This is a genomic window from Variovorax sp. J31P207, from assembly GCF_030316965.1.
GTDB lineage: Bacteria > Pseudomonadota > Gammaproteobacteria > Burkholderiales > Burkholderiaceae_C > Variovorax > Variovorax ginsengisoli_B.
In genome coordinates this window covers 284,243-307,260 of record NZ_JASZYN010000003.1, presented here as the reverse complement: position 1 = coordinate 307,260, position 23,018 = coordinate 284,243, and the positions used below count along the sequence as shown (strand labels likewise).

The window sequence follows — 23,018 nt, the reverse complement described above, 5'->3', positions numbered from 1 at the left end:
CCACCGCCCGCGCTGCTCACCAAGGGTCCGCGGGTCCGAGACGGCCGAGGTGCGTGTCGCCGAAGCCGCTCGCGTACTTGAGCCCGTAGCCCAGCATCCGGTCGAAGCCGATGTGGGCGCACCAGACCAGCCCGAGCGCCAGCGCCACCGGCTGGCCGCCCAGGCCGCCGAGCGCCAGCAGCGCCACTGGCCCCAGGTAGGAATGGGCCGCGTTGTAGGCCGCCGCGCCCTGCCGCGGGCCGGCGAGGTAACCGAGCCACGACAGGTCGGGCAGCAGGAACATCAAGGCGAAAGAGCCCCAGCCGGCGCCGAGTTGCGAATAGCCGGCCAGCGAGGCCGCGAGCACGACCAGTCCTTCGAGGCGCAGCAGCAGGCGCACGCCACCTGCGGCGGCGCCTGCCGACGGCACCGCGTCGGATTCGGCCGGTCGCGGGCGGCGCCCGGCCGCCCCCCAGGCGACAGGGGCCTCAGCCACGGCGCCCCCAGCGCGGACGGTCCATGAAGTCACGCACCTTCTGCTGCTGGGCCGGGTTCAGGTTGTCGAAGAAATCCGCCGCTGCGGCGATCACCTCCGGACTGCCCGCTTGCACCGCGGCGGTCTTGTCGTCGACCAGCTGCTTCGCCCGCGCCTGGTCGAGCTTGGCGCCGGCGAACAGGCCGCGGAACTCGGCCCGCGGGTCGCCGCCTCCGCGCAGCGCCGCCCGCTGCGCCTGCAGCTTCTCGGCCAGGACGGTGAGTTTCTGCTTCTGGGCGGCGTCGAGGTCGAGCTTGCTGCCCACCCGTTCGACCATCCGGGCCCGGAATTCGGCCCGGTCCTGTTCGGAGCCGCTCCAGCCGTAGCGATGGCCGCCGCATCCGGCCAGGCTGCCGGCCAGCAGGGCGGCACCGGCGATGCCGAAAAGAGAGCGTTTGAACCAGCGTTTCATGAGAGTCTTCCTTCAGAGGGGATCGGGGTGATCCGGAAGACTCGATGGTCGGCTTGGGGCCCGCCGAAGTCCTTTCGCGGCGGTTTCGGCGTGTTTCGTTTTATTGCAGCGGATCTGGCTACGGACGCACCAGCGCCGCCGCCGGGTTCTCCGACTCCAGCACCTCCTGCGCCCAGGCCTCGAGCTTGCTGGTGTCGGCCCGCAGCACCTCCTGCTTGACCGCCAGGATCTGCGACGGATGCATCGAGAAGCTGCGCAGCCCCAGGCCCAGCAGCAGCCGGGTGAAGACGACGTCGCCGGCCATCTCGCCGCAGACGCTGACGCCCTTGCCCTGGCGCCGGCACTCGGCAATGGTCTCGGCCACCAGGCGCAGCACCGCCGGGTGCGCCGGGTCGTACAGATGCGCCACCGATTCGTCGGCGCGGTCGATCGCCAGCGTGTACTGGATCAGGTCGTTGGTGCCGATCGACAGGAAGTCGAAGTACTTCAGGAAGGTCTTGAGCGTCAGCGCGGCGGCCGGGATCTCGATCATCGCGCCCAGCTTCACGTTGCCGTGCACCGCCCCGCGGTTGTCGAGTTCGGCGCGCGCGAAGTCGATCAGCGACAGCGTCTGGCGGATCTCGCTGACATGCGCCAGCATCGGGATCAGCAGGTGGATCTCTCCGTGCGCCGCGGCCCTGAGGATGGCGCGCAGCTGGGTCAGGAACATCGCCGGATCGGCCAGGCTCCAGCGGATCGCGCGCAGGCCCAGCGCCGGATTCAGGTGGTAGTCCTCGCGCTGCTGCTTGCCGTCCAGCGGCTTGTCGGCGCCGACGTCGATGGTGCGGATCGTCACCGGCATGCCCTTCATGCCGTCGACCGCGCGCCGGTAGGCCTGGTACTGCTCCTCCTCGTCGGGCAGCCGCGCGAGGTTGTGCGCCTCGCGGCCCATGAACAGGAACTCGCTGCGGAACAGGCCGACGCCGACCGCCCCGGCCTTGACCGCGCCGATCGTGTCCTCGGGCATCTCGATGTTGGCCAGCAGGTCGATCCGCTGGCCGTCCAGGGTGACGGCCGGCTTGTGGCGCAGCCGCGAGAGCCGGCCGCGTTCGAGGTCGCCCTGGCGCTGCTTGAAGCCGTACTCGGCGAGGATGATCGGCGACGGGTCGACGATCATCACGCCGGCATCGCCGTCGATGATGACCCAGTCGTCCTGGCGCACCAGCTGGCTGGCGCTGCGAGCGCCGACCACGGCCGGGATGTCCATGCTGCGGGCGATGATCGCGGTGTGGGAGGTGCGGCCGCCGACGTCGGTCACGAAGCCCGCGAACACGCTCTTCTTGAACTGCAGCATGTCGGCCGGCGACAGGTCGTGCGCGATGAGCACCAGCGGCGCATCGAAGGCATCGCCGGCGATCAGGTCGTGGTGGTCGTCCTCGTCGGCGGTGCGCTTGCGCCGCGGCGGTGTCGGCGCCAGCACCGCCGCCGTGCCCTTCATGCGGTGCAGCAGCCGCTCGACGACCTGCTCCAGGTCGGCCTTGCGCTCGCGCAGGTATTCGTCCTCCATCTCGTCGAACTGGCGCGCCACCACTTCGAGCTGGGTGGTGAGCGCCCACTCGGCGTTGTAGAGCCGCTCGACGATCCAGTGCTTGACGCCGCCCGTCAGCACCTCGTCCTGCAGCAGCATCTGGTGCACTTCGAGCAGGGCCGCGAGTTCGTGCGGCGCGTCGTTGGGGCCCATCAGCGCGACGTTGGCCTGCAGCTTCAGCAGCTCTTCGGCCACCGCGTTGCGCGCAATGCGGACCCGGTCGATCTCGGCCTCGATCTGCTCCGGCTTGATGAAGTAGTGAGCCACGTCGATGCGGCTCGAGACCACCAGCACCGCCCGCCCGATGGCGATGCCTCGGGCAACGGGAAGGCCGTGGACGACGAAGGTCACTCGCCCTCGCCGAATTTGTCGTTCATGAGGGCGACGATGGCATCGAGCGCCTCCTGCTCGCTGTCGCCGATCGTCTCGACGTCCACCGTGACGCCCATGCCCGCAGCCAGCATCATGACGCCCATGATGCTCTTGGCGTTGACGCGGCGGTCGCCGCGCGACAGCCAGACCTCGCACGGAAAGCTGCCTGCGAGCTTGGTGAGTTTCGCCGAGGCGCGCGCATGCAGGCCCAGCTTATTGCTGATGGTCACGGATGTCTTGGTCACTGTGCTTTCTTCTTGCCTGGTTCTGCGGCGCCGCCACGGCCACCTGCATGACGCCGGCCGTTCCGCCGGTGACCGCCCGCTGCACCAGCGTGTCGAGCGGCTCGTTGCGGTAGCTCACCGCGCGCAGCAGCATCGGCAGGTTGACCCCCGCCACGAGACGCGAGCGGACGCCGTCGACCAGCTTCTGCGCCACGTTGCAGGGAGTGGCACCGAACACGTCGGCCAGCACCAGCACCTGCGAACGCGGGGCGGTCTGGAGCTGGGCCAGCATGATGCGGGCGGCGGCGAGGGTTTCGTCCGGCGATACGTTGGGCAGCACGTCGAGCGCGACGATCGACGCTTCGCTGTCGGGAAAGACATGCAGCGCGCACTGGCGCAGCGCCTGGGCGAGCGGCGAGTGGGCGATGATGAAGATGCTGGTCATGCGGATCGGTGGACGGTCTCTCGATTATGCGGGGGCGGGCTCGTCAGGCAACCTCGGTAGGGTTCATGGCAGGCGCAAGCCCTCGAAGAAGGTGGCGAGCGCTTCGGCCGACGACGGCCTGCCGAGCACGGTCGCCTGGTAGAGCGAGACGCCGTCCGGACGCTGCTGAGCGAACCACAGCACGTGCAGCCCGCCGCCCTCGGGCGTGTCGAGCCGGACCGGTGGCGGCGCGGAGGCCGCCCGCGGCAGGTCGGCCGGGCGCTCGGTCGCCGGGGCCCCGGCCAGCTGGCTGCGCGTCGCCGCCCGCCAGGCCCGGGCCCAGCCTTCGGCCTGCGCCGGGCTGCCGGCGACCGCATGGGCCACCGCGAAGGTGGCGCCGCCGGCCTCGCAGCCGGCCATGTCCACCGTGACCGCCTCGACACCCAGCGGCAGCGCGCGCGTCGCCCGGTCCGGCTTGCAGGGCAGCAAAACGATGACACCCTCGCTGCCGATCGGCACTTCGCGCCAATTGAAGGTCGGGCTGCAGCCGGCGAGCGCACCGGCCAGGGCCAGGGCGGCGGCGTGGGAACGGGTGGACAGGGGCATCGGGAGATCGATTATCGAACTGCGGCCGATCGGAACTAAAATCCGGCGGCCCGCTCCATCCCTTGCCCATGAAAAAAGTCATATCCGCCGCCGCTGTCGCGCTCGCCCTGGCGGTCGGGGTCGGCGTCTACCTGAACACCGGCGTCTCGGCGGCGCCGGCCTCGACTTTCGTGCTGCTCGACGGCAGCAAGAAGAGCACCGAGGACCTCAAGGGCAAGGTCACGCTGGTCAATTTCTGGGCCACCAGCTGCGTCACCTGCGTCGGCGAGATGCCCAAGGTCATCGCCACCTACGACAAGTACAAGGGGCGCGGCTACGACACGCTGGCGGTGGCCATGAGCTACGACCCCCCGAGCTATGTGGTCAATTTCGCCGAAACGCGCAAGCTGCCGTTCAAGGTCGCGATCGACAACACCGGCGCAGTCGCCAAGGCCTGGGGCGATGTCCAGCTGACGCCCACCACTTACGTGGTCAACAAGCGCGGCGAGATCGTCAAGCGCTATGTCGGCGAACCCGACTTCGCCGAACTCCACAAGCTGATCGAGAAACTGCTCGCCGAAGCGTAGCCGCGGTCTTCAACGGCTGCGGAAAGTGTCGTGGCAGGTCTTGCAGGTCTCGCCGACGCTCGACACGGCGGCCTTGACTGCGTCCAGGTTGCCGGCCTTGGTGGCCGCTGCGAGCTTTTCGGTCTCGGCCATCAGGCGCTCGTTGAGTTCCTTGAACTTGGCCTGCTCCTTCCAGATGTCGGGTTTGGCCTTGCCGCCCTCGGTGCCCGGCCCGAAGCCGGCCCAGGGCAGCTTCGAGATCATCGCCACCAGCTCCGCATTGGCGGTCGCGGCCGCCGCGTCATAGGGGACCCGACCGGTCGCCATCGCCGCAACCCGGCCGAAGTGCTGGCTCTGGATGAACATCGCGCTCTGGCGGTACTTGACCGCATCCTCGGGCTTGGCGAACTGCGCAGAAGCCGGCAGCGCCAGCGCGAAAGAGGCGGCCGCCAGGGCCAGCAGGGCTGAATTCTTCATTCGTGGGTCCTTCTTCTTGGGCGCGGGCGATGCCGCCGGGCCAGTTTAGGGATTTGCCGCCGCATACGACTAGAGACAACCCGCAGGTCTCGGGCCCCGGAAGTTTGCTAATCTGCGCATCCAGCCGCTTCTTTCCCACCGATGACCGCTTCCATCCCGGCCCAGGCGCAGCGCGCGGGGCTGGACGCCACTCCCGCCACGCAGACCCGCATCTGGGACCTCCCGACGCGCGTGTTCCACTGGGTGCTGGCCGTGGCAGTGATCGCCCAGATCGCGACCGGCTTCGGCGGCGCCATGGAATGGCATTTCCGCATCGGCTACGCGCTGCTGGCGCTGCTGCTGTTTCGCATCGCCTGGGGCTTCGTGGGCGGGCGCTGGTCGCGCTTCTCGTCTTTTCTCTATTCGCCGCGCTCGCTGCGCGACTACCTGCGAGGGCGGGCCCATCCCGACCACCTGGTCGGCCATTCGCCGCTCGGCGCGCTGTCGGTGTTCGCCCTGCTTCTGCTGCTGGCGCTCCAGGTCGCGACCGGGCTGGTGGCCGACGACGAGATCGCCGCCTCCGGGCCGCTGGCGCAATTCGTTTCCGGCGCCATCGTCAGCGCAGCGACCTTTTGGCATGCGGTGATCGGCAAGTGGATCGTGATCGGCCTGGCCAGCCTCCATGTGCTGGCGGTGCTGTTCTACGTGGGCGTCCGGCGCCAGCGGCTGGTGCGGCCGATGATCACCGGCGACAAGCGGCTTGCGGACGGCGGCACGGCGCCGAGCCGCGACGATGCCGCCTCGCGCCTGCTGGCGATGGCCGTGTTCGCGGCCTGTGCCGCTTTCGCGACCTGGATTGCGTCGCTGCGCCCTTGAGCCGCCAATGAGCCATTCCCTGTCGCGTCCGCTGCCCCTGGCAGACACGCCGGAGATCGTCATGATCACGCCGGACGAGGCGCACGAGCTGGACGCCGTGCGCGCGATCTTCCGCGACTATGCCGATTCGCTCGGCATCGATCTCGGCTTCCAGAATTTCGACCAGGAACTGGCCAGCCTGCCGGGCGAGTACGCGGAGCCGCGCGGTGCCTTGCTGCTGGCCGTGGTCGATGTCGGCGAAGTGGCGGTGCCGGTCGATGCCGAGCCGCTGGCAAGGACGCAAGGCCAGCTGGCGCACGTGGCCGGCTGCTGTGCGCTCCGGCCGCTCGACACAGCCGACTATCCCAATGCCGCCGAGATGAAGCGGCTCTATGTCCGGCCGCAGTTCCGGGGCGTGGGGCTCGGCCGCCAGCTCGCCGAGGCCATCCTGGATGCCGCCCGCGGCGCCGGCTATGCCTGCGTGCTGCTCGACACCCTGGACGACATGGAGTCGGCCCGGGCCCTCTACGAGGACCTGGGCTTCTCCGAAGTGCCACCCTATTATCACAACCCCATCGCGGGGTCGCACTACCTGAAAGTCGACCTTTAGCCCTTGGCCTGGGCCAGCAGGGTGTCGGCGTCGCTGACTTCGAACTTGCCCGGGCCTTCGACGTTGAGGCTCGCGACCTTGCCGTCCTTGACCAGCATCGAATAGCGGTTGCTGCGCACGCCCATGCCGCGCGAGGTCAGGTCGAGCGTGAGGCCGGTGGCGGTCGCGAAGGCCGCGCTGCCGTCGGCCAGCATCCGGACCTTGGCGCCGGTGTTCTGGTCGCGCGCCCAGGCGCCCATCACGAAGGCATCGTTGACGCTCACGCACCAGATCTCGTCGACGCCGGCGGCCTTGAAGTCATCGTAGTGCTGCACGTAGCCCGGCACGTGCTTGGCCGAGCAGGTGGGCGTGAAGGCGCCGGGCAGCGCGAACAAGGCAATGGTCTTGCCTGCGGCCGCCTTGGTGACGTCGACCGGGTTCGGTCCGATGCTGCAGCCCTCGCCTTCCACCTCGGAATACTCCTGCAGGGTGGCCGAAGGAAGGGAATCGCCGACTTTGATCATGTGTGTGCTCCAGAAAAAGAAAAACGGCCCACATTGTGGGCCGCTTTCGGGTTGGACGTACACGCTGGTACGACCGGGGGCGATCAGACCAGAACGGCCTTCTGCACCAGGCGGGTCACGACCCAGTTCTTCGACTTCGAGATCGGCCGGCTTTCGGTGATCTCGATGGTGTCGCCCAGCTTGTACTCGCCCTTTTCGTCATGGGCGTGGTACTTGCTGGTCTTGGCCACGATCTTGCCGTAGAGCTCGTGCTTGACACGACGCTCGACCAGCACGGTCACGGTCTTCTGGCGCTTGTCGCTGACCACCTTGCCGATCAAGGTGCGCTTGAGGGATTTTTTAGCTTCCGTCATGGTCACTCCTTACTTGGCGGCTTCTTGCTGCTTCTGAGCAAGAATGGTCTTGGCGCGCGCGATGTCGCGGCGGGTGACGCGCAGCGTCGAGGTGTTCGACAGCTGCTGCGTGGCCTTCTGCATGCGCAGGCCGAAATGGGCCTTCTGCAGGTCCTTGATTTCGGTTTGCAGGCCGGCGACGTCCTTGTCGCGAAGCACTGCGGCCTTCGAAGTCTTGGCCGGGGCCGCGACTTCCTTCTTTTTACGTGTTGCCATGGTGTTGTCCTCGATCAGGCGCCGAGCTGGCGTGCGACGAAGGTCGTGCGCAGCGGCAGTTTGGCAGCGGCCAGACGGAAGGCCTCGCGAGCGAGTTCTTCGGGCACGCCGACGATCTCGTAGATCACCTTGCCAGGCTGGATTTCGGCGACGTAGTACTCGGGGTTGCCCTTGCCGTTACCCATCCGCACTTCTGCGGGCTTGTGGGAGATCGGCTTGTCGGGGAACACACGAATCCAGATGCGGCCACCGCGCTTGACGTGGCGCGAGATCGCGCGACGTGCGGCTTCGATCTGGCGGGCCGTCAGGCGGCCGCGGTCGATCGACTTCAGGCCGAAGTCACCGAACGACACTGCGTTGCCGCGCGTCGCGATGCCGGTGTTGCGGCCCTTTTGTTCCTTGCGGAACTTTCTGCGTGCAGGTTGCAGCATTTTTGTTACTCCGTAGTTCTAAGACCGATCACTCGGTCTTGGCACCGTCAGCTGCTGCAGCTGGCGCGGCTTTGCGTACGCGCTTAACGGCGGGTTTCGAGTCTGCACCCGGTTGAGCCGGAGCTCCACCAGTGGCTTCTGCGGGCTTGTCGCTGCCATCGGCCGGCGCGGTGTTGCCACCGATCGGGCCACGGGCACCGGCGCGCGGGCCAGGACCGCGACGGTCCGAACCCGGACGGTCGCCACCCGGGCGGCCATCGCGACGCGGACCGCGGGGGCGGCGCTCGTCGTCGGGACGCGGCGTTTCGACGGCCGGCAGGTCGTTGCGACCCAGCGTGTCGCCCTTGTAGACCCAGACCTTGACGCCGATGACGCCGTAGGTGGTCTTGGCTTCCGAGGTGCCGTAGTCGATGTCGGCGCGCAGCGTGTGAAGCGGCACGCGACCTTCGCGGTACCACTCGCAACGAGCGATTTCGATGCCGTTCAGGCGGCCCGACGACATGATCTTGATGCCGAGGGCACCCAGGCGCATGGCGTTCTGCATGGCGCGCTTCATGGCACGGCGGAACATGATCCGCTTTTCGAGCTGCTGCGTGATGCTGTCGGCGATCAGCTGGGCATCGATTTCGGGCTTGCGCACTTCTTCGATGTTGACCGCGACCGGCACGCCGAGCTGGCGGCCGAGTTCACGCTTGAGGTTCTCGATGTCTTCGCCCTTCTTGCCGATCACGACGCCCGGACGTGCCGAGTAGATCGTGATGCGGGCGTTCTTGGCGGGACGCTCGATCAGCACGCGCGAAACCGATGCGTTCTTGAGCTTCTTCTTCAGGTACTCGCGCACCTTGATGTCTTCGGCCAGCATGCCGGCGAAGTCTTTGTTGCTTGCGTACCAGCGGCTGGACCAGTTACGGCTGACCGCGAGGCGGAAGCCGGTTGGGTGGATTTTCTGTCCCATATTTCTTCCAGCCTTAATTGCCAACCGTCACGTACACATGGCACGTGGGCTTGCTGATGCGATTGCCGCGACCCTTGGCGCGCGCGGTGAAGCGCTTGAGCGTGGCGCCTTGCTCGACGTAGATGGTCTTGACCTTCAGTTCGTCGATGTCGGCACCGTCGTTGTGCTCGGCGTTGGCGATCGCCGACTCGAGCACCTTCTTGATGATCACAGCGGCCTTCTTCTGCGTGAACTGCAGAACGTTGAGCGCTTGATCGACCTTCTTGCCGCGGATCAGGTCAGCGACCAGACGGCCCTTGTCGACCGAGAGGCGGACGCCGCGGAGGACTGCACGTGTTTCAGACATGGTCGTTCCTTACTTCTTCTGGACTTTCTTGTCCGCGGGGTGCCCCTTGAACGTGCGCGTGAGCGCAAATTCGCCGAGCTTGTGGCCGACCATCTGGTCGGTGATGTACACGGGCACGTGCTGCTTGCCGTTGTGCACGGCAATGGTCAGGCCGATGAACTCGGGCAGGACCATCGAGCGACGCGACCAGGTCTTGATCGGCTTCTTGTCCTTGGTCGTCACGGCCTTGTCGGCCTTGGCCACGAGGTGGTGGTCGACGAACGGACCCTTTTTGAGAGAGCGAGTCATGTGCTAACCCTTACTTCTTGCGACGCGACACGATGAAGACTTGCGTGCGCTTGTTGTTACGGGTGCGATAACCCTTGGTCAGATTGCCCCATGGGTCGACAGGATGACGGCCTTCGCCGGTCTTGCCTTCGCCGCCACCGTGCGGGTGGTCGACCGGGTTCATCACCACGCCGCGAACGGTCGGGCGGATACCCATCCAGCGCTTCACACCGGCCTTGCCGAGCTGGCGCAGGCTGTGTTCTTCGTTGGCGACTTCACCGATGGTGGCGCGGCATTCGACGTGCACGCGGCGCACTTCACCCGAGCGCATGCGGACCTGGGCGTAGACGCCTTCGCGGGCCAGCAGCGTTGCGGACGTACCAGCCGAGCGAGCGATCTGCGCGCCCTTGCCGGGTTGCAGTTCGATGCAGTGGATGGTCGAGCCGACCGGGATGTTGCGGATCGGCAGCGTGTTGCCGGCGCGGATCGGGGCTTCCGAACCGCTCAGCAGCGTTGCGCCGGCTTCAAGACCGCGCGGGGCGATGATGTAGCGGCGTTCGCCGTCGGCGTAGCACACGAGCGCGATGTGGGCGGTGCGGTTCGGGTCGTACTCGATGCGTTCGACCTTGGCCGGGATGCCGTCCTTGTTGCGCACGAAGTCCACCACGCGGTAGTGGTGCTTGTGGCCACCACCCTTGTGACGGGTCGTGATGTGACCGTTGTTGTTGCGGCCGGCCTTCTGGAATTGCGGTTCCAGCAGGGGGGCGTGAGGAGCACCCTTGTACAGGTGGTCCCGCGAGATCTTCACCGCGCCGCGTTGGCCCGGCGAAGTGGGTTTCATCTTGATGACGGCCATGATTAAGCGCCTTCCCCGACGAGGTTGAGCTCTTGACCAGCCTTCAGCGTGACATAGGCCTTGCGAACGTTGTCGCGGCGACCCATGGACTTTCCGAAGCGCTTGGACTTGCCCTTGGTATTGAGCACCGACACGCCCTTGACTTCGACCTTGAACATCAGTTCAACAGCGGCCTTGATCTCAGGCTTGGTGGCGTCCTGCAGCACCTTGAAGGTGACGGCGTTGGACTTCTCGCCGACCATCGTGGCCTTTTCGGACACGACCGGGGCGACCAGCACGTTCATCAGGCGACCTTCGTCGAACTGACGCTGCTTGGGCGTAGGGTTCATGCGGCTCATGCGAACATCTCCTTGAGCTTGTCGACCGCACCCTTGGTGACCAGCACCTTCTTGTAGTGGACCAGCGACACCGGATCGGCGTAGCGCGGCTCGACCACGAGCACGTTGACGAGATTGCGCGAGGCCAGGTACAGGTTCTCGTCGACTTCTTCGGCAATCACGAGCACGGACTCGAGGTTCATCGCCTTGAACTTGGCGGCCAGCGCCTTGGTCTTGGGCGAATCGACGGTCAACGAATCGACCACGGCCAGACGGCCTTCGCGAGCGAGCTGCGAGAAGATCGACGCCATGCCGGCGCGGTACATCTTCTTGTTGATCTTCTGCGAGAAGTTTTCGTCAGGCATGTTCGGGAAGATCCGGCCACCCCCGCGCCACAGCGGCGAGGACGTCATACCGGCACGGGCGCGGCCCGTTCCCTTTTGCTTGAAAGGCTTCTTGGTCGAGTGCTTGACCTGCTCGCGGTCCTTCTGGGCGCGCGTGCCTTGGCGGGCGTTGGCCTGGAATGCGACGACGATCTGGTGAACCAGGTCTTCGTTGTAGTCACGGCCGAACACGGTCTCGGGGGCGTCGTACTTCGACGCGGCCTGGCCTTGTTCGTTCAGGAGTTCGAGTTCCATTACTTGGCTCCTTCAGCGGCTTGCGGCTTGGCCTTGACGGCCGGACGCACGGTGACGAAGCCACCCTTCGAGCCGGGGATCGCGCCCTTGATCAGAAGCAGTTGACGTGCTTCGTCGATGCGGATCACGTCGAGGTTCTGGGTCGTCACGGTGACGTCGCCGAGGTGGCCCGTCATGCGCTTGCCGGGGAACACGCGACCAGGATCCTGCGCCATGCCGATCGAGCCGGGCACGTTGTGCGAACGGCTGTTGCCGTGCGACGCGCGCTGCGAGCTCATGTTGTGGCGCTTGATGGTGCCAGCGTAGCCCTTGCCGATCGAGGTGCCTTGCACGTCGACCTTCTGGCCCACCGCGAACACGCTGGCCGCGGCAATGACGCCACCGGCCTTGTGCTGACCGGCCGTATCGGCGGTCACGCGGAATTCCTGGATGATTTCACCGGCTTCGACACCCGCCTTGGCGAGGTGGCCTGCTGCCGGCTTGGTCACGCGCGATGCTTTGCGCGAACCGAACGTCACTTGCAGGGCGACGTAGCCATCGGTCTCTTGGGTTTTGATCTGGGTCACGCGGTTGTTGGACACATCCACCACCGTGACAGGAACTGCGTCCCCGTCATCGGTGAAGAGACGCATCATCCCCACCTTGCGGCCCAGCAACCCGAGGGAGTTGCTCAGACTCATTTGTTTTCTCCAAAAATGGAAGTCCTCTTCCGCCGCTGCCACTTCAATTGGCGACAGCGTTGGGCCGGCGACGAACGTTGGCCCACGAAAGAGGGTTGGTAAAGTTTCTGCACTCTGCTCTAACGAGCGCCAAGAAAGACGCAAGTTAGGCAGAGCCGAAGATTATAGCCCGCGAACGGGAGAGGACGCAAGAGGGGCCGGCGCAGGCCCCAGGCGGCCCTATTTCACCTGCATCGGCAGGATCTTTTCGCCGTCTGTCGACTGCTTGAGCGCCCCGCTGGCCGGCATGGTGGCCGACGGCTTGCCCACGGACACCGGGATCGACGTGGCGCTGGTCGCCCCGCCCTGGGTCGTGAAGACGTTCAGGTAGCCGATGCCGGTGGCGGCCGGCAGCACCTCGACGGTCCAGGTGGTGGCCTGCCCCGCCGGCAGGCTGCGGGTGGTTTCGGTGCCCGAGAGCGCCAGGCCGCCCTCGGTCGCGATCCGGACCGTGGCGCCCGCGGCGGCGATGCCGTCGAAGCCGAGCACCACCGCCACCGGACGGCCGGCCTCGGGCGTGCCGTCGACCCGGTACTGGACCTGGACGCCGGATCCGTTGGACTTCATCGGCGCGGTGGTCATCGCCTTGCCGGCCGGACCGGCCGCGCTGGCGGTCAAGGGCAGGGCCAGCGCCAGGGCGCAGGCCAGGGCCGCTGCGGTTATCACTGGATGCTGACGTTGAAACATGTGTTGGCCGAGGAGTTGTTGTAGTCGTTGATCACCAGAACGTTGTCGCCGGCCGGCAGGCTGACCGCCTTGGTCTCGCTGACGCCGAATCCCAGGCTTTCGTCGACTTGGCGGCCGGCGTAGACCGCGAAATCCGGATCGGCGGCGGACGGACCGGAGACCGTGATCGTGCGGGTTCCGGCGCTTGGCAACGAAAAGCGCAGGTAGACGTAGCTGCCGAGCTTGTTGCCGGCGCCCGCCGCATTGGTGACGCAGGCCGTGGTCGAGCCGCCGACGGTGGCCGGCCGGTACATCGGCAGCACGCCGGCGACACTGCCATCGTTCGTTTCGTTGACGCCGAAGGGATCGTTCGCGGCGGCGCTGATCTGCTCGCCGGACAGCAGGCCGGCCAGCACCGAAACGCTGCCCGGGGCCGCGAGCCCGAAGGCGGCAGTAAACGGATGGATCGAGGTCACGGCCACGCCGTTCTTGAACGCCGCGCTGGTCAGCGTGTCGTTGATCGGCTTGAAGCCGACCTGGCTGTTCAGGCGCCAGAGGATCGAATGGACGGAGGCTTCGCGGAACCACCCGGGGCCGGCGACACCGCTGGCCGTCAGGTCGATGTTGGCGCCCTGCCCCTGGGCCTGGCCAACCGAATCGGTGTAGTTGTTGCGCGCCAGGGCGATGCCCGACCAGGCATTGCCCCACCCTTCGGAAAAGGCCGCGCGCCGGTCGAGCTTGTCGGTCAGGGCATGGCTGCCGCCCGGCGAGTCGTCGCGGCTGAAGGCCGACTGGTAGTAGTGCCCCCATTCATGGGCGACGACCGAGGCGTCGTATTCGTCGGTATCGACGTTTTCCTTGCCCAGCACGTAGATGGCCCGGGCGCCGTTGCTCATCGTGAACGAGGTGGTGCCGATCTGCCCGAGTGCAGGATTGCCGACCGCCGGCACGTTGTTGGCACTCCAGTAGAGCTTCAGCGCCGGGAACGCCGTGGCGGGCGCGACCGACAGCATCTTGGCCTGCGCCGCGTAGACGGTGTCGAGCACCGCGAACGGTGCGGCCACCCGGGTCGAGGCATAGCGGCTGCCGTCCCAGCCGGACGGCGCCTGGACGTCGCGCGTGACGGCCGCGATGCCGGTGGAGAACGACGGCGTCTCGAGCGCGAAGATGGCATCGGACTGCGTGTTGTCGCGCACCGTCACATCCCAGGTGGCGCCCGATCCGCCCTGGGTCATCTGCGCCTTGATGCGGACCAGCACCTGGGTGCTCGAGGGCAGGCTGACCGAATAGGCGCCGTTGGCATCGGTGGTCGCGGTTGCGATCACCGCCGCGGAGGCGCCGCTGACGATCTCGACGCTGGCGCCGCGGATCGGCTTGGGCGTTGCCTGGCCGTAGACCAGCGCCCCATTGGGGTTGGGAATCGACACGTAGGTCGCCGTGCCGCTCAGTGTGACCGTGCTGCTGGCAGCCGGAAACCCGGCGAAGCCTCCTCCGCCGCCACCACCACCACCGCAGGCCGCGAGCATCGCCACCGCCATCACTGCCACGCTTCGCCTTGCCCACACTGCCTGCATTCGGAACTCCCTGATGGAATTTTCGACTGATCTTCCATCAATATCCGAAAATTCCCAATTCACATTCCTCCTGATCCTATCAAATTTCAGACTTTTCTGGTTTTTTAGACACTTTTCGACACTTTTTCACTCGAATTCTTTTGTTCGCTAGCCGTCCGGCACGAACATGTAGCCGGCGTTGCGCACCGTGCGGATGCAGCGCGGTTCGCCGGCCGGCTCGGGCTCGATCTTGCGGCGCAGGCGTCCGATGCGGATGTCGATCGAGCGGTCGAATGGCTCCCACTCGCGGTTGCGCGTGTGCATCAGCAACTGGTCGCGCGACAGCACGCGGTTCGGATTGGCGAGAAACACCCGGAGCAGCTCGTACTCCATCGCGGTCATGGCCACTTCCGCGCCGTCGGACTCGAACAGGCGGCGGGCGTCGATGTCGAGCTCGCAACGGCCGAAACGCTGCCGCGCCCCCTTGGGCGCGGCAGGCGGCGGGGCTTCCGCCGGAGGCTTGGCCTGCAGCCGGCGCAACACGCTCTTCACCCGCGCCAGCAGCTCGCGCGGATCGAAAGGCTTGGCGATGTAGTCGTCGGCCCCGAGCTCCAGCCCGACCACCCGGTCGATCACGTCACCCGAGGCCGTGACCATGATGATGCCGAGGTCGTAGTGCTCGCGCAGGTACTTGGCCAGGCTGAGGCCGTCCTCGCCCGGCAGGCGGATATCGAGCAGCACGGCGTCGGGCAGCTCGCGCTCGATGCGCTCGCGCATCTCGGCACCGCTGCCGGCCTCGGCGACGCGGAAGGCGTGGTCTTCGAGGTACTCGCGCAGCATCGCGCGCACCGACGGATCATCGTCGACGATCAGCAGACGGGCGGTCGCGTCCATGGCGCGATTCTGCGCCGAGGGGTCGCGATTGCACCAGTGGCGCGCTACGCAACGGCTACACGGCAGCACCCGACGGATGCACGCCCGATACCAGCGGCCCGCAAAGTGGGCCCATGCAACGCGCTCCGCAGCCCGCCACCGAGTTCGACGATGCCGCCGCCGCCGCGGCCTGCCGGCAGGCGCTCGAACTGCTGCATGCCGGGCAGGGAAATCCGCAGGCCGTCATCGAACCGGTGCTTCGGGCGCGGCCCGATTTCGCCGCCGCGCACTGCCTGCGCGCGGCGGGGCTGGTGATGGCCTCCCGCGAGGACGCGCTGCCGGCGCTCGGCGCCACCTTGCAGACCGCCCGCGCGCACCTGGCGCGGGCCAGCGAGCGCGAACGCGCCCATTTCGCCGCCGCCCAGGCCTGGCTGGACAAGGACATGGCGCGATCGCTGCGCCTGTACGGCGAGATCGCCGCAGCCGACCCGAAAGACACGCTGGCCTTGCGTGTGGCCCATTTCGGCGATCTCCAGTTCGGCCGCACCGAGTGGCTGCGCGCGCGCATCGTCGCGGCCCTGCGGCACTGGCACCCCGACGAGCCCGGCTACGGCCACATGCTGGCGATGTACGCCTTCGGCCTGGCCGAGACGGCCGACCCGGTGTCGGCCGACGCGGTCGGGCGCGAGGCGCTGCGCATCGAACCCCGCCAGTGCGGTGCGGTGCACGCCGTGGCGCATGCGCTCGAAATGCAGGGGCGCAGCGCCGACGGCGCCGCCTGGCTCGACCACACGCGCGGCGTCTGGTCCGACAGCCCCGCCTTCGCCACCCACCTGTCCTGGCACGAATCGCTGTTCCGCCTCGACCAGGGCGATCTCGGCGCCGTGCTGGGCATCCTCGACCGCCGGCTGATGGACTGCCGCGATCCGGACACCGCCACCCTGGTCGACAGCTCGGCCCTGTTGTGGCGCCTGCACCTGCGGGGCCAGGACGTGTCGGACCGCTGGCAGCGGGTCGCCGACGCCTGGGAGGATCGCGCCACCACCGGCCTGCGGCCCTTCAACGACGTGCACGCCATGCTCGCCTTCGTCGCCACGCAGCGCTGGGCCAGCGCCCGCCGCCTGCTCGACACGCTGCGCGACTGCGCGCGGAAGGCGCCGGACCTGCGGCGGGCCGTGCATGACGCGGCGTTGCCGGTGTGCGAGGCCTTCATCGCCTTCGGCCGGCAGCGCTATGCGGCCGCCGCACGGCAGCTGCAGGCCCAGCAGCGTCTGGCGCGCGGTTGCGGCGGCAGCCGCGCGCAGTGCGACCTGCTGCACCTGACCTGGCTCGAAGCGGCCCTGCGCGGCCACCAGCCGGCACTGGCGCAGCGCCTGCTCGGCGAACGCGTCGCCAGCCGGCCGCAAAGCCCCTTCAACGCCCGCCTGCGCGAACGCGTGGCACAGGCGCTGTCGCGGCCGCTCTCGCGGGCCCGCTACACAACGGCGACACAACCGCGATCCGCGGATGCACGGCGGATACCGGCGCCGACCAGACTGCCTGCCATGCCTTGACCCGGCGGCGCCGAAGCGCACCGGGCCGGCATGGCCCCCGGGCCGACACGCGGCAGGGCACCGCCCCGCCATTTCCATCAGCAAAGGAGCATCACCATGTCGACATCCACCCCCACCGACCGCTACGCCAAGGTCATCGAGGTGTCCAAGCGCGTGCGCTGGGACATCGAGCGCGACGTCATTCGCGGCCGCCAGTTCGACTACGCCAGGACCTTCCTGCCGAAGGGCCTGACCCTGGCCGACGAACTGGCGTTCCTGAGCCCGGAGGACGAACGCCTGATGAGCCAGGTGCAAGGCCGCACCTATGCCTACATCTTCGGCCTGGCCGAACGGTTCATCTCGTCGAAGGTCATCGACCTGAGCCGCGAACACGTCTTCGGCGACCAGGTGGCGCTGGAAGCGCTGGTCCGCATGGCCGACGAGGAAATCAAGCACCAGGCGCTGTTCCGCTGCCTGGAAGAGATGATGGCGGCCGACATGCCGGCCGGCTACGTCATGACCGCGCAACCGAACGCGGTGGCGCAGGCCGTGCTGGGCAAGAGCAGTTGGGCCGTGCTGGCATTGACCCTCGACATCGAGCTGTTCACGCTGGCGCACTACCGCGCCAGCATCGAACCGGATGCCAACCTGTCGCCGCTGTGGAAGGACGTGCTCCTGTTCCACTGGCGCGAGGAGTCGCAGCACGCGATTCTCGACGAGCTCGAGTTCGTCGCCGAGAACGCGCGGCTCGGCGCCGCCGAGCGCGATGCCGCGGTCGACGACCTGATCGCGCTGGTCGGCGCGGTCGACGGCATCCTGCAGGCGCAGGCCATGGCCGACGCGCGCTATTTCTGCGCCATCGCCGGCACGCTCTTCAGCGACGCGCAGCAGGCGCAGATCCACGACACGATGCTGAAGGCTTACCGCTGGCAATACATCGTCTCGGGGGTGATGGCGCCGCGCTTCCAGCAGGTGCTGTTCCCGATGCTCGACGAGGCGCAGGGCGAACGCATCAAGAGCGCGCTGGCACCACTGGCCTACGCGATGCCGCGGCATCCGGAGATGCCGCTTCCGATGGCCGCCTGACCCCCCTGGCCCGCCACGCCCTGCGACCCCGGGCGTGGCGGGCGGGATGGCTCAGGCCTTGGGCAGGATGTTCTGGTTCTGGCTGAAGAGGTTGGTCGGGTCATAGCGCGCCTTCAGCGCTGCCAGCCGCGCATAGTTCGACCCGTAGGCGCCGGTCGCCACGCGCTGGGCCTCGTCCTCCGGCATGAAGTTCACGTACACCCCACCGGTGGCATGCGGCGTCAGCGCATCGAAGAGCCCGCGCGCCCAGTCGATGCACCGGCGGTCGTCGCCGGCATCGCGCCAGCGGGTGTGGACGTTGAGCACGAACTCGGCATCGCGGTGGGGGTAGGCCGTGTCGGCCACCGCCGTCCGGTTGACCTGGCCGCCCAGGTGCCCGATGAAGGCCTCGCATTCTTCGGTCGGCAGCTTGACGATGGCATCGCACAGGATGCGCTCGACATCGGCGTTCAGCATCTTGAAGTCGTGCGACTTCCAGTAGTTGCGCGCGCCCGGCTGCAGCAGCGGGTCGAAGGCGGTCTGCCAGCCGGCGAAGGGCATCGGTCCCACGTGCTCGCCGACGGGCGTGCCGAAGCTGCGCAAGGTCTGGGCCATGGCCTCGCCCTGGGCAGGCTCCCCGATCCAGCAGAAGGCGACCACGATCACTTCCTTGCCATGCACCTCCGCCGGCAGGAAGGGCAGCGGAGGCGCCTTGCGCATCACCATCCAGGCCGTCATGTCGTCGCTGGCCGCGGCGGTGAACTTGCGATAGCCGTCGAACACCTGCCTGGCCTGGGCGAACGGATAGACGATCAGCCCGGCCAGCACCTGCGGGCCGAGCGGATGCAGGCGGTACTCGAACGAGGTGACGACGCCGAAGTTGCCGCCGCCGCCGCGCACGGCCCAGAACAGATCGGGGTTCTGCGTCGCGCTGGCCTGCACCAGCTCGCCGGACGCGAGCACCATGTCGACGGACTGGAGGTTGTCGATGGTCAGCCCGCGCTTGCGGCTTTGCCAGCCGAAGCCGCCGCCGAGCGTGAGCCCGGCCATGCCGGTGGTCGAGTTGATGCCGGTCGGCGTGGACAGCCCGAAAGCCTGCGTCTCGCGGTCGAAGTCGGACAACAGCGCGCCGGGCTCCACCCGTGCCATGCGGGCGACCGGGTCGACCCGCACCGATTTCATCGCCGACAGGTCGAGCATCAGCCCGCCATCGCACGCGGCCTTGCCGGCGATGTTGTGGCCGGCGCCCTTGACCGCCAGCAACAGCTTGTTCTCGCGCGCGAAGTTCACCGCCTGCATGACGTCGGCGGCGCCCGCGGCGCGCACGATCGCCGCCGGCCGGCGGTCGATCATGGCGTTCCACAGCGAGCGAGCGGCGTCGTAGCCAGCGTCTTCAGGCAGCAACAGGCTGCCGCGCAGCGAGTCGCGCAGCGCTGCGATGGGCGCGTCGGCAATGCCGATCGTGCCGCCTTGGGGGGTTTGAAAGTCGACCATGAAAATGCTCTCCTCGTCGGTGCGGCCGGAACCAGCGTTCGCGCATCGCGCAGCGTCCGGCCGCACTGCCGAAGCGAACATCGCCGTCGTCCGGGCGGAATGCGCGGTGCCACGACGTGCAAACGCAGTCTGCGAGGCCGCGGTATTCGCCGCGTGTCGCGGCGCCGCGCCTTTGTATCGGGCCGGTATCCGCCGGCCCTGTCCTCATGCGCCCGAGCAGGGGCCGCGGCGCGCCTTGCCGAGGCACGCCTTCATCAGCGCATGCAGGGCCTGGTTGTCGATCGGCTTGTGCAGCACGCCGCAGACGCCATGGCGCCTGGCCGCCGCTTCGTCGATGCCGTCGGCGTTGCCGGTGTAGAGCAGCACCGGCAGGTGGGGCCGCAGGCCGGTGGCTCGCTGGGCGAGCTGCAGGCCGTCGAGCTGCGGCATGGTCTGGTCGGTGATCAGCAAGTCGAGCGGCTGGCTGCTGTCCTCCAGCCAGGACAGCGCGTCCAGCGGACTGCGCTGCAGCACCACCTCGAGGCCCCAGCCCGACAGCAGTTCGACCATGAAGTCGCCGACCATGACTTCGTCGTCGACCACCATCACCCGCGCGCAGAGCGCCTCACCGGTCGCCGGGACGTCCGGCGCGCCGGGCGCGTCCGCCGCCGCGCCGGTGGCGGGCGGCAGCAGCACGCGAAACACCGAGCCGGCGCCCGGCGCGGTCTCGACGAGCACGTGGCCGCCATGGTCGTGCACGATGCCGTGCACCATCGCCAGGCCCATGCCCGAGCCGCGGCCGACCTCCTTGCTCGAGGTGAAGGGCTCGAAGATGCGTTCGAGCAGGTCCGGCGCGATGCCCCCGCCGCTGTCGGCGACGCTGACCTCGACCCAGTGGCCGGCGTCGACGTGGGCACGGCACGATGCGCAGGTCCAGGCGCCGCCGCGGCGGCCGAGCCGCACCCGGATCCAGCCCGACCCGGTGATGGCGTCGCGCGCGTTGATGCACAGGTTGAAGAGCACCTGCTCGAGGTGCACCGCATCGGCCGCAACCAGCAGCGCGTCGCCGCCGGCGGCCGGCGGCGTGGCGAAGTCCAGCGACACCGAGGCCGGCAGCGTGGCGCGCAGCAGCTGCAGCGTCTGGTCGACCAGCGGGCCCAGGGCCAGGGTGCGGCGCTGGCCGCGCTGGCGCCGCGCGAAGGCCAGCATCTGGGCGATCAGCTCGCGGGCGCGCTGGGCCGCGAGCTGCGCCTGCCCCAGCTGGCGCTGGAGCCGGGCATCGCCCAGGGTCTCGGCGCGCTCCTGGCCCAGCACCAGGTAGCCGATGACGCTGGTCAGGATGTTGTTGAAGTCGTGCGCGATACCGCCGGTCAGCTGGCCGATGGCTTCCATCTTCTGGGCCTGGCGCAGCTGGGCCTCGAGCCGCTCTCGCTCCGCCTCGGCGGCCTTGCGCTGCGTGATGTCCCGCGCCGCATACAGCACGTGCGGCTCGCCCCGGTAGGTCAGCGGCATGCCGCTGACCTCCAGGTAGAAGGGGCTGCCGTCCTTGCGCACGCCCGGCACCTCGAAGCGCACCGGCCGGCCGGCCAGGATGTCGGCATGCTGGGCCCGGTGGCGCTGCTGCAACGCTGGGTCGGGCTGCGTCAGGACCCGGGTCGCGCTCAGCACCTCGTCGCGCGCATAGCCGCTCATCGCCAGGTAGGCCGGATTCACGTCGACCGCGCGGTAGCCGGCATCGCGCACCACCAGCCCGTCGGCGGAGGCGTTGAAGATCGCCCGGTACTGCTCCTCGCTGTTGCGCAGCGCGCGTTCGGCGCGCTTGCTCTGCGTCATGTCGCGCCCGATGTAGAGCACGTGCGGCTCGCCGCGATGCAGCACCGGCACGCCGCGCAGTTCGAGGTCGTAGCGCTCGCCGTCGCGCCGCAGCAGCTCGGTCTCGAGCCGGATCGGCTCACCGGCCAGCGCCTGATCGTGCAGGGCCCGGATCGTGGCCATGATCTCGGGCGGGTTGGCCAGCACCCGGTCGACGCCCAGGACCTCGGACAGCCGGAAGCCGCTCATGCGCTCGTAGGTGGCGTTGGCGTCGACGATGGCGAAGTTGGCGGCGCGCAGCACCAGCGCATCGGCCGAGGCGTTGAAGATGCCGCGGTACTGCGCCTCGCTGGCACGCAACGCCGCCAACGCCTCCTTGCGTTCGGTGATGTCGCGCGTGAAGGCCACGACGTGATGGCGCCCGTCGATCATGGCCGGCTTCAGCCGGACTTCGTCCCAGCGCAGCGCACCGTCGGGGCCGCGCCGATGCCACTCGAAGGGCGGGCAGCGCCCGAGCTTGGCCAGCTGCATGTGGGCCAGCCCCTGCTCGGCCGTATAGGGCGCCTCGCCCGAGCGCAGGTCGGCCAGCGACAGCCGGCACAGATCGTCGCGGCTGCAGCCGTAGGCCTCGCAGGCCTTCGGGTTGGCGTCGAGGATTTCGCCGCTCGACCAGTCGAGGATGAAGATCGCGTCCTCGGACGCTTCGAAGATGGCACGGTAGCTGGCCTCCGAGCGCTGCAGCGCCTCGCGGGCGCCCAGCTGCTCGATCTCTGCCGCGGCCCGTCCGGCGAAGATTCGCAGCATCGACTCGATGCGTTCGATGTTGGTCAGCGCATGGCGCGAGACGATGCCGATGGTGCCGAGCGGCCGCCCGTGGGCGTCGTTCAGGGGCAGGCCGGCATAGCCTTCGGCGCCGAGCAGCCGGTCGTCCTGGTCGAGCGCGAACAGCGTGTGCAGGTTCGACGGATAGACGCAGAACTGCTGGCCGAGCACGTGCTCGCACGGGGTGCCCTGGATCGGGTAGCGGTAGCCTTCGCGCACCTCGCCGTCGCTCACCATCGCCAGCATGTGCAAGGTGGCGTCGTCGTCGGACTGGTGGCGGGAGATGAACGCCATCTCGACGTCCAGGATCGTCGCCAGGTAGCGCGCCAGCTCCGCAAAGACCGATCGGCCGCTGGCCGCCGAGACGGCCAGCGCCGCCGCGCGCAGGGCTTCGTCGGCGCTGCTGCGCTCGATCTCGGCGATCAGGCGGCTGGCGAAGATCTTCAGCAGGGCCTCGGCCAGCACCGCGTCCTCGATCGGCCGGGGGTCCATCGCCACCAGCAGTCCGAGCGGACGGCCGTCGCTGTCGTTCAGCGGAAAGGCGGCATACGAATCCATGCCCTTGGCCGCGAACATCGTGCCCGGCGGGAATTCGCGGGCGACGCCGGAGGCGACGAAGCGAAAGGCCCGGCCGACCACCTGGGCGCACGGCGAGCCCTGCAGCGGATAGTCGAAGTTGCGCAGGATCTTGCCGTCGAGCACGGCGGCCAGCGTGCGCAAGGTGCTCCGCGTGCCGTCGGTGAAGACCGCCACGAAGACGGTCGCCACGCCCAGGATCTGCGCCAGTTCCTGGACCAGCGCCGCCATGGTGCCCGGGCCATGGGCGCCGGCCACGGCCCGCGCGGCGCGATACATCGCCTCGGCCGCGTCGGTCCACGCGGGGGTGTCGGTGGCGCGAAGTCGGCGGTCCGGGGCCATGCCCGCAGTCTAGGCCGCCGCGGGCAGGCGCGCTGCGTCATTGCCTTGGCGATACCGCGCGGTTACATGGCGGATACGC

The 23,018-nt window shown here is 68.3% G+C and carries 28 protein-coding genes; 5 read left to right on the top strand and 23 right to left on the bottom strand.

The window, feature by feature from the left end; genetic code table 11:
- Positions 1-16: 16 nt before the first annotated feature.
- The 6 genes from QTI68_RS12665 to QTI68_RS12640 all read right to left on the bottom strand — a co-directional run bounded on the left by QTI68_RS12665 (position 17) and on the right by QTI68_RS12640 (position 4,119).
- Positions 17-475, bottom strand: coding sequence for a DUF4260 domain-containing protein (locus QTI68_RS12665; RefSeq protein ID WP_286521877.1), 459 nt, complete (start codon positions 473-475; stop codon positions 17-19).
- A complete protein-coding gene (locus tag QTI68_RS12660; RefSeq protein ID WP_286521876.1) occupies positions 468-926 on the bottom strand; it encodes a Spy/CpxP family protein refolding chaperone in 459 nt (152 codons plus the stop codon). The genes QTI68_RS12665 and QTI68_RS12660 overlap by 8 nt, the downstream gene beginning before the upstream one ends.
- A gap of 118 nt (positions 927-1,044) precedes the next feature.
- A complete protein-coding gene (gene ptsP, locus QTI68_RS12655; RefSeq protein ID WP_286521875.1) occupies positions 1,045-2,844 on the bottom strand; it encodes a phosphoenolpyruvate--protein phosphotransferase in 1,800 nt (599 codons plus the stop codon).
- Entirely contained in the window at positions 2,841-3,110 is a 270-nt protein-coding gene (locus tag QTI68_RS12650) for an HPr family phosphocarrier protein (protein ID WP_286521874.1), read from the bottom strand. Before QTI68_RS12650 ends, ptsP begins: the two co-directional genes overlap by 4 nt.
- Complete coding sequence (locus tag QTI68_RS12645; RefSeq protein ID WP_286521873.1) at positions 3,079-3,534, bottom strand: PTS sugar transporter subunit IIA; 456 nt, start codon at positions 3,532-3,534, stop codon at positions 3,079-3,081. The genes QTI68_RS12650 and QTI68_RS12645 overlap by 32 nt, the downstream gene beginning before the upstream one ends.
- A 63-nt stretch (positions 3,535-3,597) precedes the next feature.
- A complete protein-coding gene (locus QTI68_RS12640; protein WP_286521872.1) occupies positions 3,598-4,119 on the bottom strand; it encodes a hypothetical protein in 522 nt (173 codons plus the stop codon).
- Between the two features lie 68 nt (positions 4,120-4,187).
- Between QTI68_RS12640 and QTI68_RS12635 the strand changes: the two genes are divergently transcribed.
- Positions 4,188-4,685, top strand: coding sequence for a TlpA disulfide reductase family protein (locus QTI68_RS12635; protein ID WP_286506358.1), 498 nt, complete (start codon positions 4,188-4,190; stop codon positions 4,683-4,685).
- A gap of 9 nt (positions 4,686-4,694) precedes the next feature.
- On the opposite strand, the gene QTI68_RS12630 is transcribed toward QTI68_RS12635, so the two are convergent.
- Positions 4,695-5,141 (bottom strand): c-type cytochrome, encoded by a 447-nt coding sequence (locus QTI68_RS12630; RefSeq protein ID WP_286521871.1) that lies wholly within the window; start codon positions 5,139-5,141, stop codon positions 4,695-4,697.
- Between the two features lie 141 nt (positions 5,142-5,282).
- Between QTI68_RS12630 and QTI68_RS12625 the strand changes: the two genes are divergently transcribed.
- Complete coding sequence (locus tag QTI68_RS12625) at positions 5,283-5,996, top strand: cytochrome b/b6 domain-containing protein (protein ID WP_286521870.1); 714 nt, start codon at positions 5,283-5,285, stop codon at positions 5,994-5,996.
- 7 nt (positions 5,997-6,003) lie between these two features.
- The gene (locus QTI68_RS12620) at positions 6,004-6,585 is read left to right on the top strand and encodes a GNAT family N-acetyltransferase (protein ID WP_286521869.1); all 582 of its coding nucleotides are present in this window, start codon (positions 6,004-6,006) and stop codon (positions 6,583-6,585) included.
- Here QTI68_RS12620 and QTI68_RS12615 read toward each other — a convergent pair.
- From QTI68_RS12615 to QTI68_RS12550, 14 genes are all read right to left on the bottom strand, one after another.
- Positions 6,582-7,088 carry a peroxiredoxin gene (locus QTI68_RS12615; RefSeq protein WP_286521868.1) on the bottom strand — a complete coding sequence of 169 codons (507 nt, stop codon included), beginning with the start codon at positions 7,086-7,088 and terminating at the stop codon, positions 6,582-6,584. The two genes, QTI68_RS12620 and QTI68_RS12615, sit on opposite strands and share 4 nt — an antisense overlap.
- A gap of 83 nt (positions 7,089-7,171) precedes the next feature.
- Positions 7,172-7,441 carry a 30S ribosomal protein S17 gene (rpsQ, locus tag QTI68_RS12610; protein WP_286521867.1) on the bottom strand — a complete coding sequence of 90 codons (270 nt, stop codon included), beginning with the start codon at positions 7,439-7,441 and terminating at the stop codon, positions 7,172-7,174.
- Between the two features lie 9 nt (positions 7,442-7,450).
- A complete protein-coding gene (gene rpmC / locus QTI68_RS12605; protein WP_286370948.1) occupies positions 7,451-7,696 on the bottom strand; it encodes a 50S ribosomal protein L29 in 246 nt (81 codons plus the stop codon).
- Between the two features lie 14 nt (positions 7,697-7,710).
- Complete coding sequence (rplP, locus tag QTI68_RS12600; protein ID WP_028250943.1) at positions 7,711-8,127, bottom strand: 50S ribosomal protein L16; 417 nt, start codon at positions 8,125-8,127, stop codon at positions 7,711-7,713.
- 28 nt (positions 8,128-8,155) lie between these two features.
- Positions 8,156-9,082, bottom strand: a complete 927-nt coding sequence (gene rpsC, locus QTI68_RS12595; RefSeq protein ID WP_286371178.1) for a 30S ribosomal protein S3 — start codon at positions 9,080-9,082, stop codon at positions 8,156-8,158.
- 13 nt (positions 9,083-9,095) lie between these two features.
- The gene (gene rplV / locus QTI68_RS12590; protein WP_007838134.1) at positions 9,096-9,428 is read right to left on the bottom strand and encodes a 50S ribosomal protein L22; all 333 of its coding nucleotides are present in this window, start codon (positions 9,426-9,428) and stop codon (positions 9,096-9,098) included.
- Between the two features lie 9 nt (positions 9,429-9,437).
- The gene (gene rpsS / locus QTI68_RS12585; RefSeq protein ID WP_007838132.1) at positions 9,438-9,716 is read right to left on the bottom strand and encodes a 30S ribosomal protein S19; all 279 of its coding nucleotides are present in this window, start codon (positions 9,714-9,716) and stop codon (positions 9,438-9,440) included.
- A gap of 10 nt (positions 9,717-9,726) precedes the next feature.
- Positions 9,727-10,551, bottom strand: a complete 825-nt coding sequence (rplB, locus tag QTI68_RS12580; RefSeq protein ID WP_286370947.1) for a 50S ribosomal protein L2 — start codon at positions 10,549-10,551, stop codon at positions 9,727-9,729.
- Positions 10,552-10,553: 2 nt separating this feature from the next.
- Complete coding sequence (rplW, locus tag QTI68_RS12575) at positions 10,554-10,880, bottom strand: 50S ribosomal protein L23 (RefSeq protein WP_286371177.1); 327 nt, start codon at positions 10,878-10,880, stop codon at positions 10,554-10,556.
- Positions 10,881-10,885: 5 nt separating this feature from the next.
- Entirely contained in the window at positions 10,886-11,506 is a 621-nt protein-coding gene (rplD, locus tag QTI68_RS12570; RefSeq protein ID WP_286370946.1) for a 50S ribosomal protein L4, read from the bottom strand.
- Positions 11,506-12,186: a 50S ribosomal protein L3 gene (rplC, locus tag QTI68_RS12565; protein ID WP_286370945.1), complete on the bottom strand. Its 681-nt coding sequence runs from the start codon at positions 12,184-12,186 to the stop codon at positions 11,506-11,508. The genes rplD and rplC overlap by 1 nt, the downstream gene beginning before the upstream one ends.
- Before the next feature lie 219 nt (positions 12,187-12,405).
- A complete protein-coding gene (locus QTI68_RS12560; RefSeq protein WP_286521866.1) occupies positions 12,406-12,912 on the bottom strand; it encodes a hypothetical protein in 507 nt (168 codons plus the stop codon).
- Complete coding sequence (locus QTI68_RS12555; protein ID WP_286521865.1) at positions 12,888-14,465, bottom strand: hypothetical protein; 1,578 nt, start codon at positions 14,463-14,465, stop codon at positions 12,888-12,890. The genes QTI68_RS12560 and QTI68_RS12555 overlap by 25 nt, the downstream gene beginning before the upstream one ends.
- A gap of 147 nt (positions 14,466-14,612) precedes the next feature.
- Entirely contained in the window at positions 14,613-15,338 is a 726-nt protein-coding gene (locus tag QTI68_RS12550) for a response regulator (protein ID WP_286521864.1), read from the bottom strand.
- A 113-nt stretch (positions 15,339-15,451) separates the two neighbouring features.
- Between QTI68_RS12550 and QTI68_RS12545 the strand changes: the two genes are divergently transcribed.
- Positions 15,452-16,870, top strand: coding sequence for a tetratricopeptide repeat protein (locus QTI68_RS12545; protein WP_286521863.1), 1,419 nt, complete (start codon positions 15,452-15,454; stop codon positions 16,868-16,870).
- Between the two features lie 96 nt (positions 16,871-16,966).
- Positions 16,967-17,935: a hypothetical protein gene (locus tag QTI68_RS12540; RefSeq protein ID WP_286521862.1), complete on the top strand. Its 969-nt coding sequence runs from the start codon at positions 16,967-16,969 to the stop codon at positions 17,933-17,935.
- Positions 17,936-17,986: 51 nt separating this feature from the next.
- Here QTI68_RS12540 and QTI68_RS12535 read toward each other — a convergent pair whose 3' ends face one another.
- Both QTI68_RS12535 and QTI68_RS12530 read right to left on the bottom strand, forming a co-directional pair.
- Positions 17,987-19,408, bottom strand: a complete 1,422-nt coding sequence (locus QTI68_RS12535; protein WP_286521861.1) for an FAD-binding oxidoreductase — start codon at positions 19,406-19,408, stop codon at positions 17,987-17,989.
- A gap of 204 nt (positions 19,409-19,612) precedes the next feature.
- Positions 19,613-22,939 (bottom strand): PAS domain S-box protein, encoded by a 3,327-nt coding sequence (locus tag QTI68_RS12530; protein ID WP_286521860.1) that lies wholly within the window; start codon positions 22,937-22,939, stop codon positions 19,613-19,615.
- Positions 22,940-23,018: the final 79 nt, after the last annotated feature.

What these genes read in the sequence shown, in the direction of transcription:
- QTI68_RS12660 (WP_286521876.1), bottom strand. Translation starts at nt 926, where the DNA reads ATGAAACGCTGGTTCAAACGCTCTCTTTTCGGCATCGCCGGTGCCGCC.
- QTI68_RS12645 (WP_286521873.1), bottom strand. Translation starts at nt 3,534, where the DNA reads ATGACCAGCATCTTCATCATCGCCCACTCGCCGCTCGCCCAGGCGCTG.
- QTI68_RS12640 (WP_286521872.1), bottom strand. Translation starts at nt 4,119, where the DNA reads ATGCCCCTGTCCACCCGTTCCCACGCCGCCGCCCTGGCCCTGGCCGGT.
- QTI68_RS12635 (WP_286506358.1), top strand. Translation starts at nt 4,188, where the DNA reads ATGAAAAAAGTCATATCCGCCGCCGCTGTCGCGCTCGCCCTGGCGGTC.
- QTI68_RS12630 (WP_286521871.1), bottom strand. Translation starts at nt 5,141, where the DNA reads ATGAAGAATTCAGCCCTGCTGGCCCTGGCGGCCGCCTCTTTCGCGCTG.
- QTI68_RS12625 (WP_286521870.1), top strand. Translation starts at nt 5,283, where the DNA reads ATGACCGCTTCCATCCCGGCCCAGGCGCAGCGCGCGGGGCTGGACGCC.
- QTI68_RS12620 (WP_286521869.1), top strand. Translation starts at nt 6,004, where the DNA reads ATGAGCCATTCCCTGTCGCGTCCGCTGCCCCTGGCAGACACGCCGGAG.
- QTI68_RS12615 (WP_286521868.1), bottom strand. Translation starts at nt 7,088, where the DNA reads ATGATCAAAGTCGGCGATTCCCTTCCTTCGGCCACCCTGCAGGAGTAT.
- rpsQ (WP_286521867.1), bottom strand. Translation starts at nt 7,441, where the DNA reads ATGACGGAAGCTAAAAAATCCCTCAAGCGCACCTTGATCGGCAAGGTG.
- rpmC (WP_286370948.1), bottom strand. Translation starts at nt 7,696, where the DNA reads ATGGCAACACGTAAAAAGAAGGAAGTCGCGGCCCCGGCCAAGACTTCG.
- rplP (WP_028250943.1), bottom strand. Translation starts at nt 8,127, where the DNA reads ATGCTGCAACCTGCACGCAGAAAGTTCCGCAAGGAACAAAAGGGCCGC.
- rpsC (WP_286371178.1), bottom strand. Translation starts at nt 9,082, where the DNA reads ATGGGACAGAAAATCCACCCAACCGGCTTCCGCCTCGCGGTCAGCCGT.
- rplV (WP_007838134.1), bottom strand. Translation starts at nt 9,428, where the DNA reads ATGTCTGAAACACGTGCAGTCCTCCGCGGCGTCCGCCTCTCGGTCGAC.
- rpsS (WP_007838132.1), bottom strand. Translation starts at nt 9,716, where the DNA reads ATGACTCGCTCTCTCAAAAAGGGTCCGTTCGTCGACCACCACCTCGTG.
- rplB (WP_286370947.1), bottom strand. Translation starts at nt 10,551, where the DNA reads ATGGCCGTCATCAAGATGAAACCCACTTCGCCGGGCCAACGCGGCGCG.
- rplW (WP_286371177.1), bottom strand. Translation starts at nt 10,880, where the DNA reads ATGAACCCTACGCCCAAGCAGCGTCAGTTCGACGAAGGTCGCCTGATG.
- rplD (WP_286370946.1), bottom strand. Translation starts at nt 11,506, where the DNA reads ATGGAACTCGAACTCCTGAACGAACAAGGCCAGGCCGCGTCGAAGTAC.
- rplC (WP_286370945.1), bottom strand. Translation starts at nt 12,186, where the DNA reads ATGAGTCTGAGCAACTCCCTCGGGTTGCTGGGCCGCAAGGTGGGGATG.
- QTI68_RS12560 (WP_286521866.1), bottom strand. Translation starts at nt 12,912, where the DNA reads ATGTTTCAACGTCAGCATCCAGTGATAACCGCAGCGGCCCTGGCCTGC.
- QTI68_RS12555 (WP_286521865.1), bottom strand. Translation starts at nt 14,465, where the DNA reads ATGCAGGCAGTGTGGGCAAGGCGAAGCGTGGCAGTGATGGCGGTGGCG.
- QTI68_RS12550 (WP_286521864.1), bottom strand. Translation starts at nt 15,338, where the DNA reads ATGGACGCGACCGCCCGTCTGCTGATCGTCGACGATGATCCGTCGGTG.
- QTI68_RS12545 (WP_286521863.1), top strand. Translation starts at nt 15,452, where the DNA reads ATGCAACGCGCTCCGCAGCCCGCCACCGAGTTCGACGATGCCGCCGCC.
- QTI68_RS12540 (WP_286521862.1), top strand. Translation starts at nt 16,967, where the DNA reads ATGTCGACATCCACCCCCACCGACCGCTACGCCAAGGTCATCGAGGTG.
- QTI68_RS12535 (WP_286521861.1), bottom strand. Translation starts at nt 19,408, where the DNA reads ATGGTCGACTTTCAAACCCCCCAAGGCGGCACGATCGGCATTGCCGAC.
- QTI68_RS12530 (WP_286521860.1), bottom strand. Translation starts at nt 22,939, where the DNA reads ATGGCCCCGGACCGCCGACTTCGCGCCACCGACACCCCCGCGTGGACC.